The 18,275-nt window shown below is 67.8% G+C and carries 17 protein-coding genes and 1 tRNA gene; 12 read left to right on the forward strand and 6 right to left on the reverse strand.

Annotated elements, in window-relative coordinates; genetic code table 11:
• Positions 1 to 34 precede the first annotated feature (34 nt).
• Positions 35 to 862 (forward strand): alpha/beta hydrolase, encoded by an 828-nt coding sequence (locus tag OXS27_RS17605; protein WP_243920734.1) that lies wholly within the window; start codon positions 35 to 37, stop codon positions 860 to 862.
• 165 nt (positions 863 to 1,027) lie between these two features.
• The gene (locus OXS27_RS17610; RefSeq protein WP_243920737.1) at positions 1,028 to 1,201 is read left to right on the forward strand and encodes a hypothetical protein; all 174 of its coding nucleotides are present in this window, start codon (positions 1,028 to 1,030) and stop codon (positions 1,199 to 1,201) included.
• A gap of 257 nt (positions 1,202 to 1,458) precedes the next feature.
• Here the strand turns inward: OXS27_RS17610 and OXS27_RS17615 are convergent.
• A tRNA-Pro gene (locus tag OXS27_RS17615) sits at positions 1,459 to 1,535 on the reverse strand.
• Positions 1,536 to 1,678: 143 nt separating this feature from the next.
• Between OXS27_RS17615 and OXS27_RS17620 the strand changes: the two genes are divergently transcribed.
• From OXS27_RS17620 to OXS27_RS17660, 9 genes are all read left to right on the forward strand, one after another.
• Entirely contained in the window at positions 1,679 to 2,950 is a 1,272-nt protein-coding gene (locus tag OXS27_RS17620; protein WP_243920784.1) for a glycosyltransferase family 1 protein, read from the forward strand.
• A gap of 117 nt (positions 2,951 to 3,067) precedes the next feature.
• Complete coding sequence (locus tag OXS27_RS17625; protein ID WP_243920787.1) at positions 3,068 to 3,388, forward strand: rhodanese-like domain-containing protein; 321 nt, start codon at positions 3,068 to 3,070, stop codon at positions 3,386 to 3,388.
• A 144-nt stretch (positions 3,389 to 3,532) separates the two neighbouring features.
• Positions 3,533 to 4,687: an efflux RND transporter periplasmic adaptor subunit gene (locus OXS27_RS17630; RefSeq protein ID WP_243920789.1), complete on the forward strand. Its 1,155-nt coding sequence runs from the start codon at positions 3,533 to 3,535 to the stop codon at positions 4,685 to 4,687.
• Positions 4,688 to 4,794: 107 nt separating this feature from the next.
• Entirely contained in the window at positions 4,795 to 7,992 is a 3,198-nt protein-coding gene (locus OXS27_RS17635) for a multidrug efflux RND transporter permease subunit (RefSeq protein ID WP_243920791.1), read from the forward strand.
• 97 nt (positions 7,993 to 8,089) lie between these two features.
• Positions 8,090 to 8,608, forward strand: coding sequence for a hypothetical protein (locus tag OXS27_RS17640; protein WP_243920793.1), 519 nt, complete (start codon positions 8,090 to 8,092; stop codon positions 8,606 to 8,608).
• An 89-nt stretch (positions 8,609 to 8,697) separates the two neighbouring features.
• Positions 8,698 to 9,474 carry a lysophospholipid acyltransferase family protein gene (locus OXS27_RS17645; protein WP_243920795.1) on the forward strand — a complete coding sequence of 259 codons (777 nt, stop codon included), beginning with the start codon at positions 8,698 to 8,700 and terminating at the stop codon, positions 9,472 to 9,474.
• Positions 9,475 to 9,596: 122 nt separating this feature from the next.
• Entirely contained in the window at positions 9,597 to 10,043 is a 447-nt protein-coding gene (locus tag OXS27_RS17650; RefSeq protein ID WP_243920797.1) for a hypothetical protein, read from the forward strand.
• A gap of 143 nt (positions 10,044 to 10,186) precedes the next feature.
• Positions 10,187 to 11,293, forward strand: a complete 1,107-nt coding sequence (locus OXS27_RS17655; protein ID WP_267357917.1) for a DUF2125 domain-containing protein — start codon at positions 10,187 to 10,189, stop codon at positions 11,291 to 11,293.
• Between the two features lie 56 nt (positions 11,294 to 11,349).
• Positions 11,350 to 12,012 (forward strand): phosphoribosylanthranilate isomerase, encoded by a 663-nt coding sequence (locus OXS27_RS17660; RefSeq protein ID WP_267357919.1) that lies wholly within the window; start codon positions 11,350 to 11,352, stop codon positions 12,010 to 12,012.
• 2 nt (positions 12,013 to 12,014) lie between these two features.
• Here OXS27_RS17660 and OXS27_RS17665 read toward each other — a convergent pair whose 3' ends face one another.
• From OXS27_RS17665 to rpsA, 4 genes are all read right to left on the reverse strand, one after another.
• Positions 12,015 to 12,383: a LapA family protein gene (locus tag OXS27_RS17665; protein ID WP_243920804.1), complete on the reverse strand. Its 369-nt coding sequence runs from the start codon at positions 12,381 to 12,383 to the stop codon at positions 12,015 to 12,017.
• 18 nt (positions 12,384 to 12,401) lie between these two features.
• Positions 12,402 to 12,713: an integration host factor subunit beta gene (locus OXS27_RS17670; RefSeq protein WP_010683170.1), complete on the reverse strand. Its 312-nt coding sequence runs from the start codon at positions 12,711 to 12,713 to the stop codon at positions 12,402 to 12,404.
• A gap of 51 nt (positions 12,714 to 12,764) precedes the next feature.
• On the reverse strand, positions 12,765 to 13,727 hold the full coding sequence (gene sppA, locus OXS27_RS17675) for a signal peptide peptidase SppA (RefSeq protein ID WP_243920806.1): 963 nt from the start codon (positions 13,725 to 13,727) through the stop codon (positions 12,765 to 12,767).
• A gap of 490 nt (positions 13,728 to 14,217) precedes the next feature.
• Complete coding sequence (rpsA, locus tag OXS27_RS17680) at positions 14,218 to 15,930, reverse strand: 30S ribosomal protein S1 (protein WP_243920810.1); 1,713 nt, start codon at positions 15,928 to 15,930, stop codon at positions 14,218 to 14,220.
• 537 nt (positions 15,931 to 16,467) lie between these two features.
• Here rpsA and OXS27_RS17685 point away from each other — a divergent pair.
• Positions 16,468 to 17,235, forward strand: coding sequence for a Crp/Fnr family transcriptional regulator (locus OXS27_RS17685; protein ID WP_243920812.1), 768 nt, complete (start codon positions 16,468 to 16,470; stop codon positions 17,233 to 17,235).
• A gap of 19 nt (positions 17,236 to 17,254) precedes the next feature.
• Here OXS27_RS17685 and OXS27_RS17690 read toward each other — a convergent pair whose 3' ends face one another.
• The gene (locus tag OXS27_RS17690; protein ID WP_267357925.1) at positions 17,255 to 18,103 is read right to left on the reverse strand and encodes a transglutaminase family protein; all 849 of its coding nucleotides are present in this window, start codon (positions 18,101 to 18,103) and stop codon (positions 17,255 to 17,257) included.
• Positions 18,104 to 18,275: the final 172 nt, after the last annotated feature.

Below are 18,275 nucleotides of genomic sequence, written 5' to 3' on the forward strand. Positions count from 1 at the left end.
GCTGGTCGTGACCACCCTCGCAACGGATCGACCGATGCTCGCCACGCTCTTCGACAAGCTCGTCGGCGCAACCCTGGTGGTCCTGAATCTGCTCGCTCCGGTCGAGGTCCACGTCGACACGGACCGCGCCTATGCGCCCGGCAATGAGCATCAGGCGGACATCTACCGGCCGAACGGCTCGGGGCCGAGCCCGGTGCTGGTCTTCCTCTACGGCGGCGGATGGCGCAGCGGCTCGAAGGAGGACGTCGCCTATGTCGGCGCGGCTTTCGCGCGGCGCGGCTTCGTCGTGGTCATCCCGGAATACCGCCATTTCCCGACCGCGAGCCTGTCGGACATCTTGGCCGACAACGCCGCCGCGGTCGCGTGGGCGATCGGCCACGCCTCCGAATTCGGCGGCGATCCGCACCGTGTCGTGGTGGCGGGCCATTCCTCCGGCGCGTGGGCGGCGGCCATGCTGGGTCTTGACGCGACGTGGCTGGAGCGGGCCGGGTCCAGTCCCGAAGACCTCGCTGGGATCGTCGGACTGGCTGGACCCTACGCGACCTCGGCACTGACCGATCCCCTGGACAAGCAGGTCTTCACCGGGGCCGACCCCGCGATGCAGCCGATCAACCACGCCGCCGCCGGCCGGCACCCGGCGCTTCTGCTGCTGAGCGGCGCGGAGGACCAGGACGTGCGACCCACCGGGACCATCGCGCTCGCGGATCGGCTGCAAGCAAGCGAGGAGCCTCCGCAGACGCACATCTATCCGGGTCTCGGCCACGGCCAGATCGTGCGGTCGTTGAGTTTTCCGTTCAGCGTGCAGGCCACGACTGCGGAAGACATCGCGCGGTTCGCCGCGGGGGCTCATACCGGGCCGTAGTGCCCCGATTGGGTCGTATTCGCTCGGTTGCGCTCACGCAGCCTTAAGCGTGACGAACGTTTGCCACAGCTTGGCCGTTCTCATTGCCGGCGGTTGTGCTTTCGCCGTGGCAGCCCTCGCGCATCCGCTCAGATACGGTGCTGGCGTCTCCTCGAGGCGCCCATCATGCTGATCCCCGCGTTCACCCTCCGCCGCTGCCTGTTGCTCGGGCTCCTGCTCGTTTGCCTCGTCAAACTTGCGGATGACATCGCGCGATATGAACTGCGGCAGGCGGCCGGTGCAGTCACACTGACCGCTGCCGCAATCGGCGCGGACACTGCCACTCTCGCTAACGAGTAGCCGGCCGCCGACGCGGTCCGCCAGCGTCCACGCTGACGTCCAGGCGCGCGCCGCGCCGCCGTACAGCGCCGCCGCGATGGCTCGGACTCACGGATTTTTACCCGTAGAGGCCGCTCGAGCGCAGGATTCTAAAATTGACTGGTCGAGACGTGGCGCTCGGCTGATGCATCCGATCCGCCGAGCGAAGCCCGGTTCCGCGGTGATCGAGACAGGTTGTCAGCGGAGTGACGAGCTGCCTTCGAACCCGCAGCGAGAAATGGTCGGAGTGGCCGGACTCGAACCGACGACCCCCTGTCCCCCAGACAGGTGCGCTACCGGGCTGCGCTACACTCCGACGCCCCATGGGCTTGGCGCTCTTAGCCGTCGCGCGGCGCCTGTGCAAGTCTTTCGCGCGGTCCGGCCCGGGGCCGGAAGCGCTGGCGCTCCCGGCTCGCGGCCGTTACGGGGTGCGCGCGTCCCCGACAGCACTGACGGTTCATGATTGACCGACCGATTGCCTTCGATCTCACGCGCCTGGTCACCCGCCTGCGCCATGCGAGCCCGTCCGGAATTGATCGCGTCGATCTGGCCTATGCCCGCGCCTACCTGGGTCGCGACAGCGTCGGTGTCGTCTCGACGGCGGCTGGGCCGCGGATCCTGGATCGGCATCGCGCGCGCGCGATCGTTGAAGCCGTGGCGGCCGGATGGGTCGAGGATTGCGAGGCGCCTGACGATCCGGTCTATCGGCAGTTGGCGCTGCGCTGCGGCGCGTCCGCCATTGCGCCCGTGAACGAGGCTCCGCGGGCCGACACCGGGGCGCGCCGCCGGATCCAGGCCCGGACGGCGGCCGAGATCGCGCTGCGCGGCCGAACGGTCGATGCGCTCCCGCGGGACGCGCTCTATCTCCACACCTCGCACCTGCGGCTGGACAATCCCCGGCGCTTCGACTGGCTTTACACCCGCCGGGACGTGCGCAGCGCCTTCTTCGTTCACGACCTGATTCCGATCACCCACCCCGAATACGGCCGCGCCGGCGAGGTCGAACGCCACAGGGCGCGGCTGCGCACGATCGGGCGGCACGCCGCGGCCATTCTGGTGAACTCCGCCGATACCGGACACCGCACCCTGGATCACCTCGCCGCCGAGGGGTTCGGCCGGCCGCCCGTGGCGGTGGGCCATCTCGGCGTCGAGCCAGCCTTCGGGCGCGAGGGCCCGCGCTTCCACCCTGACCGGCCGACCTTCCTGGTCTGCGGCACCATCGAGTCGCGCAAGAATCATCTGCTTCTCTTCCAGATCTGGCGGCATCTGGCCGAACGGCATGGGGCGGATACGCCCCGGCTGATCGTGGTCGGGCGCCGGGGCTGGGAGGCGGAGAGTGCCATCGATATGCTGGAGCGGTGCCCGGGTGTGCGCGCCCACGCGATCGAGGCGACCGGCCTGTCCACGCACGGCCTCGCCGCGCTGATGCGCAGCTGCACCGCGCTTTTGATGCCGTCCTTCACGGAGGGCTACGGGATTCCGCTCGTAGAGGCAGCCGCCTCCGGATTGCCGGTGGTCGCCTCCGACATCCCGGTCCACCGGGAGATCGCCGAAGGCTTCGCGCTGTTCCGCGATCCGCTCGACGGTCCGGGCTGGATCCAGGCGATCGAGTCGCTGGCAACACCGGCCTCACCGCTGCGGTCCGACCTCGCCGGCCGCCTCGACGGATACAGGCCGCCGAGCTGGGCCGCCCATTTCGACGCTGTGGGGCCGACCCTCGCGGCACTCTGAGGTCGATCGCGCTTCGACAAGCCCAGGGCGCCAAGTTGCGCGGGTCGGACCTGACGAATATGGAAAAGCATCAGTCCGACAGACTGACGAATCTCAGGCAGAACGGAGATCCTGCCGATGCAGGTGGTCGACCTCGATCGCGATGCGGTCAAGCGCGGGCTTGACGACGGCTCGATGCTAGTCATCGATGTGCGAGAGCCGCACGAATACAGCGCCGGACATATCCCCGGGGCGGTTTCGCATCCGCTTTCCAGCTTCGATCCGCAGGCCGTGGCCGCCCTGGTGGCCGAGGATGGGCGGCAGCCCGTCTTCTCCTGCGCCTCGGGCGTCCGGTCGGTTCATGCGCTGATGGCGGCGCAGCAGGCGGGCCTCGAGATCACTCGCCACTACAAGGGCGGCTTCAAGGATTGGTACGGCGCGGGCGAAACCATCGAGTAGCCCGCCGCATCAATCCGGCCCCCGGGGCCGTCATGTGCGCGGGCGCACAAGCAACAGCGTTGCTTGCGGGTTACGGCGCGCTTGCGGCGGAACTATCGTCAAGCTCGGCGCGACCGATGGTCGGCCTATGGACAGCAGGACCCGATGCGCAGCCGGCTTCCCAGCCTTCTCACCGTGCTCTCCGGATTGGCCGTCGGCCTCGCCGCGGGGCCGCTCTCGGCGCCAGCCTACGCCCAGGCGCCGGGAGGCCCTCCGCCGAAGGTTACCGTGGCGAAGCCCGTGGTGCGCCAGATTATCGAGCAGGACCAGTATACCGGCCGCTTCGAGGCGATTGATTACGTCGAGGTTCGTGCCCGGGTCACCGGCTACCTCGAGAAGATCAACTTCGTCGACGGCCAGACCGTGAAGAAGGGTGACGTTCTGTTCGTCATCGACCGGCGCCCCTACAAGGCGGCGTTGGAGCAGGCCCAGGCGGCTTTGGCCTCCGCCAAGGCGCGCCAGTCCTTCTCGCAGACGGATCTGGAGCGTGCGCAGACCCTGTCGCGCAGCGGCAACATCTCGGAGCAGGTCACGGACCAGCGCCGGCAGGCTTCGCAGACCGCCCAGGCTGACGTCGACAGCGCCCAGGCGGCCCTCAACAACGCCCAGCTGAACTACGACTTCAGCGAGGTGAAGGCGCCGATCAACGGCCGGATCAGCCGGCGTCTGGTCACCGAGGGCAACATCGTCAGTGCCGACCAGACCATGCTGACGACGATCGTGTCGCTCGACCCGATCTATTTCAGCTATACGGTCGATGAGAAGGCGTTCCTGAAGTACCAGAGCAGCCTCGGCATCGGCATGGGCCAGACCCAGCAGGGCAAGGGCGTGCCGATCCTGATCGCGCTGTCGGGTGAGCCCAAGCCGACCCGCAAGGGTACGCTCGACTTCGTCGACAACCGCGTCGACAACGCCACCGGCACGATTCTGCTGCGGGCGACCGTCCCGAACGCCGACCTGTTCATCAAGCCCGGCCTGTTCGGCATCGTCTCGATGCCGGCGACGAAGTCGTTCGAGGGGGTCATGATCCCCGACGAGGCGGTGGCCGCCAACCAAGACAAGCGGATCGTCTACCTCCTCGGGCCCGACAACGCGATCCAGCAAAGGGACGTGGTGCTTGGGCCGAAGGTCGACGGCTACCGGGTGATCCAGTCGGGGTTGAAAGGCGACGAGCTGGTCGTGGTCAACGGCACCTCGCGGGTGCGGCCGGGCGTGAAGGTCACGCCCGACACGATCGAGCTGCCCCCGAGCAAGACGTGAGCCTGACCGGCTCGCCAGGACTGCCTTCGCGCGCGCCGAGCGGCGCGCCCCGCACCGACGACGCAGGGCCCCGTCCGGGAGACCGGCGGGCCTCAGAGGTTTGACCGATGCGTTTCGCCCATTTCTTCGTCGACAGACCGATCTTCGCGTCCGTCACGTCGATCGTGTTCCTGATCCTCGGCTTCGTGGCCTACGAGAGCCTGCCGGTCTCGCAATACCCCGAGATCGTGCCGCCGACCGTGACGGTGCGTGCCTCGTACCCGGGCGCCAACGCCGAGACCGTGGCCGCCACGATCGCGACCCCGATCGAGCAGGAGGTCAACGGCGTCGACAACATGCTCTACATGACGTCGTTGTCGACCAACGACGGCAACATGCTGCTGACCGTGACCTTCAAGGTCGGCACCAACCTCGATATCGCCAACGTGCTGGTGCAGAACCGGCTTTCGGTGGCCCAGCCACGCCTGCCGCCGGACGTGCGCAACCTCGGCGTGACCGTGCGCAAGGCCTCGCCCGACCTGATGCTGGTCGTGCACCTGCTCTCGCCGAACAAGACCTACGACCAGAACTACCTCGCCAACTACATCTACCTGAACATCCGCGACGAGCTGCTGCGCCTCGACGGCGTCGGCGACATCACGATCTTCGGCGGTAACGAATACGCCGAGCGGATCTGGGTCGATCCCAACAAGCTCGCCGCCTACGGCCTCTCGGTCACCGACGTCACCACGGCCCTGCAGGAGCAGAACGTCCAGGTTGCGGCCGGGCAGCTCAACGGGCCGCCTGCGGCCAAGAGCGAGGCGTTTCAGCTGGTCGTCCAGTCGCAGGCTCGCTTCAAGACGCCGGAGCAATTCGCCGAGGTGATCATCAAGGCGCAGGACGGGCGCCTGGTCCGGGTGAAGGACATCGCCCGCGTCGAGATGGGCCAGAAGGACTACACCACCAACTCCTACCTCAACGACACGCCCGCGGTGGGCATCGGCGCGTTCCAGCGGCCGGGCACCAACGCGCTGGACGCGGCGGCGTCGGTCAAGAAGGTGATGGAGACCGTCAAGAAGAACTTCCCGCCGGACGTCGAGTACCGCATCGCCTACAACCCGACCGAGTTCATCGAGGAATCGATTCACGAGGTCTACAAGACTCTGTTCGAGGCGGTCGGCCTCGTGGTGATCGTGGTGCTGGTGTTCCTCCAGAGCTGGCGGACCGCACTGATCCCGGTGATCGCGATTCCCGTGTCGCTGATCGGCACCTTCGCGGCGATGGCGGCCTTTGGCTTCTCCCTCAACAACCTGACCCTGTTCGGGCTGGTGCTCGCCATCGGCATCGTGGTCGACGACGCGATCGTGGTGGTGGAGAACGTCGAGCGCAACATGGCCGAGGGGCTCTCCGCGGGAGACGCCGCCCACAAGACCATGGACGAGGTCGGCGGCGCGGTGATCGCCATCGCGTTGGTGCTGGCCGCGGTGTTCGTACCGACCGCGTTCATCCCGGGCATCTCGGGTCAGTTCTACAAGCAGTTCGCGCTGACCATCGCGGCCTCGACGCTGATCTCGGCGTTCAACTCGCTCACCCTGTCGCCGGCGCTGTGCAAGCTGCTGCTGGTGCCCCACCATGCCCGCAAGGAGCCGAAGTTCTTCCTGACGCGGTTCGTGGCTTGGCTGGCGAACGGCTTCAACCGCGCGTTCGACGCGACCTCGAATGCCTATGGGCGGACCATTCGCGTCCTGACCGGCGGAATCGTGGGCCTGGGCGTGATGCTGCTGATCTATGCAGCGGTGATCGCCGGCACGCTGCACCTTGCGCAGACGACGCCGACGGGCTTCATCCCGGACCAGGACCAGGGCTACCTGATCGGCGTGGTCCAGCTCCCGTCCGGTGCCTCCCTCGATCGCACGACGGACGTGATCCTGCGTGCCGCCAAGCAGGCCCGCACGGTCGACGGCGTGGCCAACGCGGTGATCATCGCGGGCTTCGACGGCGCGACCTTCACCAACACCACCAATGCCGGCGTGATGTTCCTGACGCTCAAGGGCGCGAAGGAGCGTGCCGAGACCGGACGCAGCGCCGGGGCGATCACCGGCGACGTGCTGAAGGCCACCTCGGACATCCAGGAGGCCCGGGTGATCGTGATCCCGCCGCCGCCCGTCCGGGGCCTCGGCAGCGGCGGCGGCTTCAAGATGCAGATCGAGAGCCGGCAATCGTCGGAAATCGGCCCGCTGATGGCCGCGGCCGGCGCAGTGATCGGTCAGGCGAACCAGAGCTCCGACGTGCAGCGCGTCTTCACGACCTTCGACAACTCGACGCCGCAGCTCTTCCTCGACATCGACCGCACCATCGCGCGGATGCTGAACGTGCCGCTGGCCAACGTGTTCTCGTCGGTCCAGGCGGATCTCGGCGGCACTTACGTCAACGACTTCAACACCCTGGGCCGCATCTATCAGGTGCGCCTGCAGGGCGACGCCGCCTTCCGCACGTCGATCCAGGACATCTCCCAGATCAAGGTGCGCTCGTCGACCGGCGCGCTGGTGCCGATGGGCACGCTCGCCTCGGTGCGGGACGTGACGGGACCGCAGATCGTGCAGCGGTTCAACCTGTACTACTCGGTTCCCGTGCAGGGCGTGGCCAAGCCCGGCATCTCCACCGGTCAGGCGCTCGACGCCATGGAGGAGATCGCCAAGAAGAACCTGCCCGACGGTTACTCCTACGACTGGACCGAGATCGCCTATCAGCAGAAGGCGGCGAGCGGGACCGCGGGCGCGGTCTTCGCCCTCGGCGTGTTGCTGGTCTTCCTCGTGCTCGCCGCGCAGTACGAATCCTGGGCCTTGCCGCTCGCGATTCTGCTGGTGGTGCCGACCGGCGTGCTCGCGGCGCTCGCAGGCGTGCAGTTCCGCGGTCAGGACAACAACATCCTGACCCAGATCGGTCTCATCGTGCTCATCGGCTTGGCTGCCAAGAACGCGATCCTGATCGTGGAGTTCGCGCATGATATCGAGCAGCGCGAGCATCTGAGTCCGGTCGACGCGGCGGTGGAAGCCTGCCGCCTGCGCCTGCGCCCGATCCTGATGACCGCCTTCGCGTTCATCCTCGGCACGCTGCCGCTGGTGATCGCCACCGGCCCCGGCGCCGAAATGCGCCAGGCGCTCGGCACGGCGGTGTTCTTCGGGATGATCGGCGCGACCTTCTTCGGCCTGTTCCTGACGCCGGTGTTCTACGTGGTGATCCGCCGCTTCTCGCTCTGGCTCGGCCGGTTCCGGAAGAAGCACACGCACGGCGATCACGGGGACGCTGCGCCGGCCCACGGCTGACGCGCCGCGCCGGCCTTTGGAAGCCGCGCCCGATCCGCGAGGATCGGGCGCGGCTTTCGCGCGACGGGCGGACGTGTCCGGTGTAGAGGCTGGCGGCATGCACGCCCTCGGCCGTCTGTTCCTTGGCGCCCTCGCCCTCGTTTTCGCCGTTCCGGTTGGCTTCGCCGTCCTCGTCATGGCGCTCGTCGTCGATCCGGCTGCGCAGGCTTGGCTGACCGGCGGCGCGCTTGCCGGCCTCGATATGGCCCTGTCCGACCTTTCGGCCGGCCTGCCGCCGGAGGGACTTGTCCTATTCATCGCAGGCCTTGCCCAGGCGCTGTTCGTCCTGCTGGCCGTGCCGCCGGCCTTCGTGGGACTCTGCGGGGAGGTCCTCGGTCGGCGCGGCCTTCTCTGGTACGGCGCAGGCTGCGGCGCGCTGACCGCCGCCCTCCCCTGGCTCACCCGTGGCGTGATCCGCTCGAATGAGGCCGGCCGCAACCCAGGTCTTCTCGCGGCCGAAGCGCGGCTGACTCTGATCCTGTTCGTGGTCGGTGCGAGCGCCGGCCTCGTCTACTGGCTGATCGCGGGTCGCCGGGCCGGCCTCGTGCGGGACGATCGAGCGAATGAGGCTGCCTGAAGCTGTGGTCGCGGGACACCCTCGACCAAGCTCGCTTGGCCGCCGGTATCCCACCGCGCTACAGGAAAGGCGCCCAGCCCCGGATTCCGATGCTCGCCCTGCGCTCCCTCACCTTCAACATCTGCTTCTACACACTCACCACGGTGCTGGCGGTCGTCGGTTTGCCGACCCTGGTCTCCGGACGGGCTGTGATGCGGCTGGCCCATCTCTGGGGACGGATCACCCTCTGGCTGCTGCAGACGGTCGCCGGCACCCGCGTCGAGTTCCGCGGACTGGACAACATTCCCCCGGGGCCGCTGCTGGTGGCGGCCAAGCACCAGTCGGCGCTCGAGACCCTGGCGCTCTGCACGGTCCTGCCGAACTTCGCCTACATCCTGAAGCGTGAGCTGCTCTTCATTCCGCTGATCGGCTGGTACCTGTCGCGCAGCGGCATGGTGGCGATCGACCGCTCCAAGGGCACGCGGGCCATGAGCCTGATGAACGCCGCCGCCGTCGAGGCCATCCGGCAGGGCCGCCGGCTGATCATCTTCCCGGAGGGCACCCGCCGTTCCGTGGGGGCGCCGCCCGCCTACAAGCAGGGCCTGTCGCACCTCTACATCGCGTTGCAGGTTCCCTGCCTGCCGGTCGCCCTGAACACTGGCTTGTTCTGGTCGCGCAACAGCCTCGTCCGCCGCCCCGGGACCGCGATCATCGAGTTCCTGCCGACCATTCCCCCCGGACTGCCCCGGCAGGAATTTCAGGTCCTGATCCAGGACCGCCTGGAGGCGGCCTCAAACGCTCTGACCGATGGAGCACGTCACGGCCTCGACGCGACGGCGCATCCGGTTCCGGACGCCGGGTCGACAGCGTTCCCGCCACGCCGCTGAACCGTCTGCGCGTCGCCCGCCACACGTGCTCCCGGCTTGTGGATAACGGGCATCATCCCCATCTCCAGACATAGGAACGTCGCCCTTGACGGCTGTGGATATCGCGCGCTAGGTTGGAACAAATGGCGAACAGAAGAGCCCTGTCCTGGTCGGCCGCGCTTCGCGACCTGAAGGACGATCGCACCCGGAGGCAGGATGTGCGCGAAGAACGCCTCAAGACCAATGCAGGCCTGCGCGGCGCACCTGCGCTGCCGCTCTCGGCTTGGCGGGGCCGCTCTGGCCGGCGCTACGTGGTCGGGGTTCATCCGGCCGGCGGCTTCGATGTCGACGAGATGGCGGAGGCCGTGGTGATCGCCGTGCGCCGCGACGATACCGGCATCGCCAAGATGGTGTCGGTCGCCACCTCCAAGGAGAGCCCCCGGGATCACCTCCGCCGGACGTGGCTGGAGCGCGTCCGCCACGGCGGCGCCACCGAGATGCATGTGCATCGCCTGGCCGATAGCGAGGCCGAACGGATGGCGATTGCGGACGATCTGAAGGTGGATACGGTCGAGCCGGCTCAGGTCTGATCGCGGGGGCTGATGTGTCCCTCCAGGCCGTACGATCCGCGTCGCCGTCGACCCGGGTCGCCGTCGCCCCAGTTTCGCCCCTTGCGTGGCCTCATGGCGGGGTCGTGACGTCCCTGTAGGGGATCGAGGCGGGAGCGGAACGCATGGTGCAGGATCGGACACAGCTGGAGCATGCGGCGCAGACGTCTCGGCGCGGCGACAGGCGTCGCTTACGGCTCGGGCTGTTCCTCCCCTACATCCTCCTCACCCTCGTGGTGGTGGTTTGGTCGATCGGGTGGTTCTGGATCCGCGGACGGGCAGCCGGCGAAATCGACGGCTGGATGGCGCGAGAGGCGGCTGCGGGCCGGAACTGGGCTTGCGCCGACCGGACCCTGACCGGATACCCCTTCCGCATCGAACTGCGCTGCAGCACCGTAACCCTGGACCGCTCGGACGGCCGCTTCCGCCTCGGGCCGACGACCGCGGTGGCGCAGATCTACCAGCCACGCCTCGTGGTGTTCGAGAGTGCCGGTCCGTTCCACGTCGAACAGGGTAGCTTGACGGGTGACGCGTCCTGGCGGTCCCTTCAGGGCAGCTTTCATGGCGCGTCGGATGGATTCACCCGAGCCTCGGTTGTTATGGACGACCCGAAGGTCACGGTGACGGGCACGCCCACCGGACCGATCGACGTCTCGGGGCAGCATCTGGAACTGCACGCCCGGCCCGATCCCGGCCGCTTCACATCCGAAGGCGCCGTGGATCTCAGCCTGCGCCTGACCCGGGCGGAGGTCTCGCAACTCGACGCGCTCACAGGAACCCAGGATCCGGCCGACCTCGTGTTGGACGCAGCGGTGTCTCAGGCCACGATCCTGCAGACCGGGCCCGTGCCGCGGGAACTGGAACGCTGGCGTCAGGCCGGCGGAACGCTGGACATCACGGGGCTGTCCCTGGCCAAAGGCCAGCAGCGCATCCAAGCGAAGGGCAGCCTCGCCCTCGACGCCGCTCATAGGCCGGCCGGACAGATCGATCTCCGGGCGGCCGGGATCGATACGTTGGTCGGTAGCATCGTCGGGCAGCGCTTCGGCTCGGAACGCGGCGCCCTCGTGGGTCAGCTCGTCGGAGGCCTTCTGGGACTGAGCCGTCGCCCCCAGCCGGACGCGCCGGCCGATGCGGCACCGTTAAAGGATCTGCCGCCGATCCGGCTGGTCGACGGCAAGGTCATCTTCAGCGGCTTCCCGATCCCGAACGTCTACCTGCCTGCCTTGTACTGAGGGCTCCGGCGCCACGCGCATGCTCTCCCGGCATCCGGATCGGCTATAAGGCGCCCATGGCTTCCGCGACCGCTCCCCAAGCCCGCATCAAGATCTGCGGGCTCAGCACCGAGGACACCCTCGACGCCGCCCTGGCGCTCGGGGTGGATTGGATCGGCCTCGTGCATTTCCCACGCAGTCCGCGCCACGTGGATCTTGCCCGCGCCGCCGCCCTGTCGTCCCGCGCGAAGGGGCGTGCCGAGCGCGTGGTCCTGCTGGTCGATCCGGACGATACCCTGTTGGCCGACGCAATTGCGGCGATGGACCCCGACCTGATCCAGCTGCACGGCCGGGAGAGCCCGGAGCGCGTCGCGGCGATCCGCGCCCTGACCCGCCGTCCTGTGATGAAGGCCCTCGGCCTCGCGACGCCGGCGGATCTGGCGCCGCTTGCAGCCTACGCGGAAGTGGCCGATCGCATCCTCCTCGACGCCAAGGCGCCCGCCGATGCGGCGCTGCCCGGCGGCAACGGCCGGCGCTTCGACTGGACGATCCTGGCCGACCGCGACCTGCCACAGGGCACGATGCTCTCCGGGGGGCTGGACGCCGACAACGTCGCCGAAGCCCTCTCACGGACGCGGCTCGGCGCCGTCGATATCTCCTCCGGCGTCGAATCGGCGCTGGGTATCAAGGATCCCGAGAGGATCGCCGCTTTCGTCGCAGCCGTGCGCGGAACGCGCTGAGCTTACCGGGGCGCCGGCAACGCCGCCCGGCCGATATTCGGGACCGTGTAGGGGCCCGGCGTCTCGCTCTCCGGCGCGTAAGTGCGTAGCCGCGTCGCCTCACGCTCGTAGCGCACGGCCTCCCGGCGGTGATAGCGGGCCTGCGCCCGGGTCTTGCCCTGGCCGAGCCAGGTGAAGATGCCGCCGACGATGATGCCCAGCGCCACCGCGCCGAACAGGATCGCGTAGAGCGGCAGATCCACGCTGAAGACCGGCGCATCGACGTTGAACGGATCGAACGAAAGCCGGACCGGTACGCGATTGGCCACCGCCAGCAGGATCACCAAGGCGGCGATCGGCAACAGCACGAGGCTCTTCAGGAAACGGATCATCGCGCTCAGGGCTCCTTGCTACTCTGCGGCCGAGGCGGTCTCGCCGATACCGGCCGCGTTGAGGCGCTGGCGCATCTCCTTGCCGGTCTTGAACACGGGGATCGCCTTCTCGGACACGGCAACGGCCGCACCCGTGCGTGGGTTGCGTCCCCGACGCGCCTCGCGGCGCTTGACCGAGAAGGCGCCGAAGCCACGCAGCTCGACCCGGTCGCCGCGGGCCAGCGCATCCGAAATGGTGTCGAGGATCGCGTTGACCAGGATCTCCACGTCGCGCTGATAGAGATGCGGGTTCTGCTCGGCGATCTTGAGGACGAGCTCCGACTTGATCATGGCGTTTGAGTCTTCTCGCGGGATCGGGGCGGGCGCTATGTCGACGACCGGTCAGGGTTCGGGGCGCCAGAGGGCGAGCAACCCGCCACGGGCGGCCTGCGCCTCCGCGCCGACCGTGCGAAGATGGGTCGCCACGCCCTCGAAGCCGAGCAGATCCGCGCCGATCCCGGCCGCGGACCAGAGCGAGAAGTCGCTCTCCGATTTCGGCTTCCAATCCTTGACCGGCAGATCCTTCGTCACGCCCCGGGCGCTCTCCAGCCAAGCGACCGCCTGACGCTCGCTGCCGAGTTCGTCCACGAGCTTCAGGGGCACGCTCTGGCGGCCACTGAACACCCGACCGTCGGAGACGGTCTTCACCTGATCGGCATCCATGCCCCGCCGTTCGGCGACGAGACCTTTGAACCACGCGTAGGTATCACCTACCACGGCCGCCAGGGCGGCGCGCGCCTCCGGCGATGTCGGCGTGAAACCCGACGGCTCGGCCTTGAGCGGCGACGACTTCACCGACTCGACCTTGACGCCGACCTTGTCGAGAAGGCCCGACACATCCGGGTACTGGAACAGCACGCCGATCGAACCGACGAGGCTGGTCTCCCGCGCGACGATGTGGTCGGCCGCGATGGCGGTGATGTAGGCGCCGGACGCGGCTGTGCCGTCCACGAAGGCGACGATCGGCTTCTTGGCGGCGAGCGCCCGAAGGTTGCGGAAGATCTCCTCCGAGCCCGTCGTCGTGCCGCCGGGCGAATTGATCGAGACGATGACGGCCTTCACCGCATCGGCGTCGCCGACCCGCTTCATCAGCTTGGCGGTGGCCTCGCTGCCGGCGATGAAGCCGGAGACCGAGATGCGGGCGATCTGGGGCTGGACGGCGAAACCTCCTTCAGCGCCGGTACGGACGCGGTAACCGAGGGCGCCGACCGCCACGATCAGGCCGCCGATGCCGAGCACACGCCAGAGGGACAACCTGCGGCGAAGGCGCCGCCGGTCAATCAGCAGTTCGGCGTCGGCTGCCATGCTGTGCCTTCCCTGAAGCCCCCGGGCCGGCCCCTCGACGGGGTGCGGGAGCCACGCCCCGCGCCGGGCAAGTCCTTGGTTTCGTTCGCCTCACCCGATCCAAACCGGGTGAGGCCGGTGTTCTAAGCATTTACCGCGAGCATGGATACGGGGCGCGCGAAGAAATTGCGGTGCCACTGGCCAACCGTGAAGGCGGAGCGGTCGCAGGCTGCCTCGCAGGTGCTGATACCGACCTGTTACTCGGCCATCTGCACCCGCAGACGGCAGGTCGAAGTGGTGCTGAAGATCGAGCTGGGACTGACGGTGCCGAATAGCGTTTCGGTACGGGTCGCCATGGCTGACGCAACCGGTTGCCGCTCGGCAAACAGATCGCAGAGAATCTGGCGCGATACGCCGGCGCGCACAAAAAACCCGCGCAGGACGCGGTCCCACGCGGGTTCAAGATCTTGGATCTGCCGCCCGAACAGGCCGGGCGGCAGGCTTTAGCTGCTCAATCCTCGTCGGTGCGCTTCTTGTTGAACGCGGCACCGAGGATGTCGCCGAGCGAGGCACCCGAATCGGCGGAGCCGAACTGGGCCATGGCCTCCTTCTCCTCGGCGACCTCGAGGGCCTTGATCGAGACCTGCACGCGGCGAGCCTTCCGGTCGAACTGCACGACGCGGGCGTCGAACTTCTCGCCGGTGGCGAAGCGCTCGGGGCGCTGATCGCCACGATCGCGGGCGAGCTCGGCCCGGCGGACGAAGGTGGTCATATCGGTGTCGACGATCTTCGCCTCGACGCCCGAATCCTTCACCTCGGTGACTTCGCAGGTGACGATCTGACCCTTCTTGATCTCGCCGGCCTCGGCGAAGGGGTCACCGCCGAGCTGCTTCACGCCCAGCGAGATCCGCTCCTTCTCGACGTCGACGTCGAGGACCTGGGCGCGGACCATGTCGCCCTTCTTGAACTCCTCGATGACCTGCTCGCCGGGACGGTTCCAGTCGAGATCCGACAGGTGGACCATGCCGTCGACATCGCCCTCGAGGCCGATGAACAGGCCGAACTCGGTCTTGTTCTTGACCTCGCCCTCGACCTCGGAGCCGACCGGGTGCTTCTCGGCGAAGCCCTCCCAGGGGTTCTGCAGGGTCTGCTTGAGGCCGAGCGAGATGCGGCGCTTGACCGGATCGACTTCCAGGATCTGGACCTCGACCTCCTGGGAGGTGGAGACGATCTTGCCCGGATGGACGTTCTTCTTGGTCCAGCTCATCTCGGAGACGTGGATCAGGCCCTCGATCCCCGGCTCCAGCTCCACGAAGGCGCCGTAATCGGTGATGTTGGTCACGCGGCCCTTGAGCTTGGCGCCCTCCGGATAGCGGGCGGCGATGCCCTCCCACGGATCGGCGAGCAGCTGCTTGATGCCGAGCGAGATGCGGTGCGTCTCGTGGTTGATCTTGATGATTTTGACCTTGACCGTCTGGCCGATGGTGACGACCTCGGACGGGTGGTTCACGCGGCGCCACGCCATGTCGGTGACGTGCAGCAGGCCGTCGATGCCGCCGAGATCGACGAAGGCGCCGTACTCGGTGATGTTCTTGACGACGCCGTCGATGACCTGACCTTCCTCAAGGTTGGCCACCAGCTCGGAGCGCTGCTCGGCGCGGCTCTCCTCGAGCACGGTCCGGCGCGACACGACGATGTTGCCGCGGCGGCGATCCATCTTGAGGATTTGGAACGGCTGCGGGGTGCCGAGCAGCGGGGTGACGTCGCGGACCGGGCGGATATCGACCTGCGAGCGCGGCAGGAACGCCACGGCGCCGTCGAGGTCGACCGTGTAGCCGCCCTTGACCTGATTGAAGATCGTGCCGGTGACGCGGTCGTTGTTCTCGAACGACTTCTCGAGCTTGACCCAGCTCTCCTCGCGGCGCGCCTTGTCGCGCGAGATGACGGCCTCGCCGAGCGCGTTCTCGATCCGGTCGACGTAGACCTCGACCTCGTCGCCGACCTTCAGCTCGCCTTCCCGGCCGGGGCCGGTGAATTCCTTGAGAGCGACACGGCCTTCCGTCTTGGCGCCGATGTCGATGACGGCCACGTCCTTCTCGATCGCGACGACGCGACCCTTGACGACGGACCCTTCGGTGATCTCGTGTTCGAGGAAGCTCTCCTCGAGAAGTGCGGCGAAATCGTCGCGGCTCGGGCTATGCCCCAGAGCGGTACCTGCGGTCATTCCATCTCCTGAACGGCCTCCCTCGGAGGCCCGTTGCGCCGGCGGCTCGCGTTGCACGCACCCCTGTCCGCCGCGGCCCCTCCCTGCATTTCCCGGGAGAGGCGACCGGTCCCAAAGGGATCGGCTTGCCGACGCGTCAATACGGATGACGAGGGCGGTCTATCCGGCGGCTCGGCGTGCGCGCCGAAAAGACGAGCGCGCGAGAGCGGGTCCGGTAAGACCCGCGTGCCATACAGCAACACCGTCAAGAGTACAACCGAACCCGGTGATGCCTTGGATGGCATGGTGCGACCGCAGCGGCGTCCCAGGCTTGCCCGCCGGGACGGGACCGCGGTACCTCTGCCGGCCGACGGAAAACCGTGTCGAATTCATTGGCGGCCACGGGCGGGTCGTTGCCGGTTGCGTTTGGACAACGGCCTACACGGAGGCGGCAGCGCATGCTTCGGAGTGTCGGCGATGTCCGGCCCGCACTGCCCTCTACGGGAGGTCGATCCGCGCGGCGTCTCGTAATCGAACTGTTCGAGGCCTGACCGCCCGATGCCGATAACCTACACGATGCCGATGGAGCTTCTGGCGCGAAAGCTCGACAGCTGCGCTGAGCTGACCGATTCGGACCGCGCCGCAATCCTGGGCTTGTCGCACACAGTGCGGGCTCTGCCGGCGCGCCATGACATCGTCCGCTTCGGCGAGCGACCGGGCCAGTGCTGTCTCGTGCTCCAGGGCTGGGTGTCGCGCTACGCCGCGTTGTCGGAGGGCGAACGGCAGATCCTCTCGTTCTACATTGCCGGGGACATGCCCGATTTGCAGAGCCTGCACCTGCATCGGATGGACCACCACCTGGCGACACTGACAGCCTGTACGATCGCGTTCGTCACCCACGACGAGCTCCATCGCGTCTTCCGGCACCATCCGAATCTCATCGGTATCTTCTGGCGCGACACCCTGATCGACGGCGCCCACTACCGGGAGCGGATTACCAGCCTCGGTCGGCGGCAGGCCCTCGGCCGCGTGGCCCACCTGTTCTGCGAACTGTACCTGCGCCAGCGAGCGATGGGGCTCACGAGCGGCTTGAGCTGTCCCCTGGCGCCCAAACAGGCGGAGCTGGCTGATGCCCTCGGATTGACCAGCGTTCACCTGAACCGGGTTCTGCGGACGCTGCGCACACGCGGTCTCGTCACCCTGAGCGGAGGCGTCCTCACGATCCAGGATTGGGACGAGTTGGCCGTGGTCGCCGAGTTCGACCCGACGTTCCTGCACCAAACCGGATATCGCACGCCCGCACGCGAGCCGGCCGAATTGGTCTGACGCGGAGCGCCAGGCGCCTTCAGGCTGCCTGGGCCAGGGACTCCGGCGTCGCGAGGACCTCGTCGGTATGGACGTCGAACCGGGCCAGGATCGCTGCACCGAAGCTCGTGGTCAGGGCGCAGTCAGTCGCATCGCGCCCGCGGGCCATGACGATGCGGCCGATGCGGGGGCGGTTGTGGCGGGCGTCGAACGTGTACCAACGCGGCCCGGACGACCCATCGAGATAGACCTCGAACCACGCGGAGAAATCCATCGGTGCGGGGTCGATGGGCACGCCGATGTCGCCGAGATAGCCGGTGGCATAGCGGGCCGGGATGTTCATGCACCGGCACAGGGTGATCGCCAGATGGGCGAAGTCGCGGCAGACGCCTTCGCGCTGCATGAAGCCGTCATGGGCGGTACGGGTGGCATCGGCGCGCTGGTAATCAAAGCGCAGGTGCTCGTGGGTGTAGTCGACGATCGCCTGGACGCGGGCCCAGCCCTCAGGCGTGTTGCCGAACAGCGACCACGCGGTCTGGAATAGCTTGTCGGTGTCGCAGTAGCGCGATCCCAGCAGGAACATCAGCACGGCGTCCGGCAGGTCCTGTACCAAGATCTGCCGCGCCTCAGGCTCCACCACATCCGGCTCGCCCGTATCGGCGATCGTGAAATCCGCCGTCATCGTGATCCGGCCGCCCGGGGCGACGATCCGGGTGGACACGTTCCCGAACGCGTCGACATGCTGGTGGGCCGGCACCGGCGGGTCGAAGGTGATCACCTCCGGGGTGACCAGGTCGGGGCGGCGCTCCGGATGCACATGCAGGAGCAGGTTCATCGGCGTCGGGCCGAACGTGTCGAAACCGATCGTGAAGCCGGTGCGGATATGCATTCGCGTAGACCGTATTGGACGTCGGCATGACGCCGGGCAGGGCAGGATAAGACAGTATAAGGCTCTAGAAAGCTTGAGGCTTCGCCTGGTTCCGCCCTGGCATGCTGTTTCGGCCGCCGGACTGCGGGAATGTTCGGCACGCCGCCGATGCAGCGGGTCGAGGACTTCGGCA

Origin of the sequence: Methylobacterium sp. GC_Met_3 (genome assembly GCF_026540775.1) — a bacterium.
In the GTDB taxonomy this organism is placed as follows: domain Bacteria; phylum Pseudomonadota; class Alphaproteobacteria; order Rhizobiales; family Beijerinckiaceae; genus Methylobacterium.

Coding starts and splice junctions, on each gene's coding strand:
- OXS27_RS17650 (WP_243920797.1), top strand. CDS start 9,597: ATGGCGAACAGAAGAGCCCTGTCCTGGTCGGCCGCGCTTCGCGACCTG.
- OXS27_RS17690 (WP_267357925.1), bottom strand. CDS start 18,103: ATGCATATCCGCACCGGCTTCACGATCGGTTTCGACACGTTCGGCCCG.
- OXS27_RS17630 (WP_243920789.1), top strand. CDS start 3,533: ATGCGCAGCCGGCTTCCCAGCCTTCTCACCGTGCTCTCCGGATTGGCC.
- OXS27_RS17665 (WP_243920804.1), bottom strand. CDS start 12,383: ATGATCCGTTTCCTGAAGAGCCTCGTGCTGTTGCCGATCGCCGCCTTG.
- OXS27_RS17655 (WP_267357917.1), top strand. CDS start 10,187: ATGGTGCAGGATCGGACACAGCTGGAGCATGCGGCGCAGACGTCTCGG.
- OXS27_RS17670 (WP_010683170.1), bottom strand. CDS start 12,713: ATGATCAAGTCGGAGCTCGTCCTCAAGATCGCCGAGCAGAACCCGCAT.
- OXS27_RS17660 (WP_267357919.1), top strand. CDS start 11,350: ATGGCTTCCGCGACCGCTCCCCAAGCCCGCATCAAGATCTGCGGGCTC.
- OXS27_RS17605 (WP_243920734.1), top strand. CDS start 35: ATGCTCGCCACGCTCTTCGACAAGCTCGTCGGCGCAACCCTGGTGGTC.
- OXS27_RS17635 (WP_243920791.1), top strand. CDS start 4,795: ATGCGTTTCGCCCATTTCTTCGTCGACAGACCGATCTTCGCGTCCGTC.
- rpsA (WP_243920810.1), bottom strand. CDS start 15,930: ATGACCGCAGGTACCGCTCTGGGGCATAGCCCGAGCCGCGACGATTTC.
- OXS27_RS17620 (WP_243920784.1), top strand. CDS start 1,679: ATGATTGACCGACCGATTGCCTTCGATCTCACGCGCCTGGTCACCCGC.
- OXS27_RS17640 (WP_243920793.1), top strand. CDS start 8,090: ATGCACGCCCTCGGCCGTCTGTTCCTTGGCGCCCTCGCCCTCGTTTTC.
- OXS27_RS17625 (WP_243920787.1), top strand. CDS start 3,068: ATGCAGGTGGTCGACCTCGATCGCGATGCGGTCAAGCGCGGGCTTGAC.
- OXS27_RS17645 (WP_243920795.1), top strand. CDS start 8,698: ATGCTCGCCCTGCGCTCCCTCACCTTCAACATCTGCTTCTACACACTC.
- OXS27_RS17610 (WP_243920737.1), top strand. CDS start 1,028: ATGCTGATCCCCGCGTTCACCCTCCGCCGCTGCCTGTTGCTCGGGCTC.
- OXS27_RS17685 (WP_243920812.1), top strand. CDS start 16,468: ATGCCGATAACCTACACGATGCCGATGGAGCTTCTGGCGCGAAAGCTC.
- sppA (WP_243920806.1), bottom strand. CDS start 13,727: ATGGCAGCCGACGCCGAACTGCTGATTGACCGGCGGCGCCTTCGCCGC.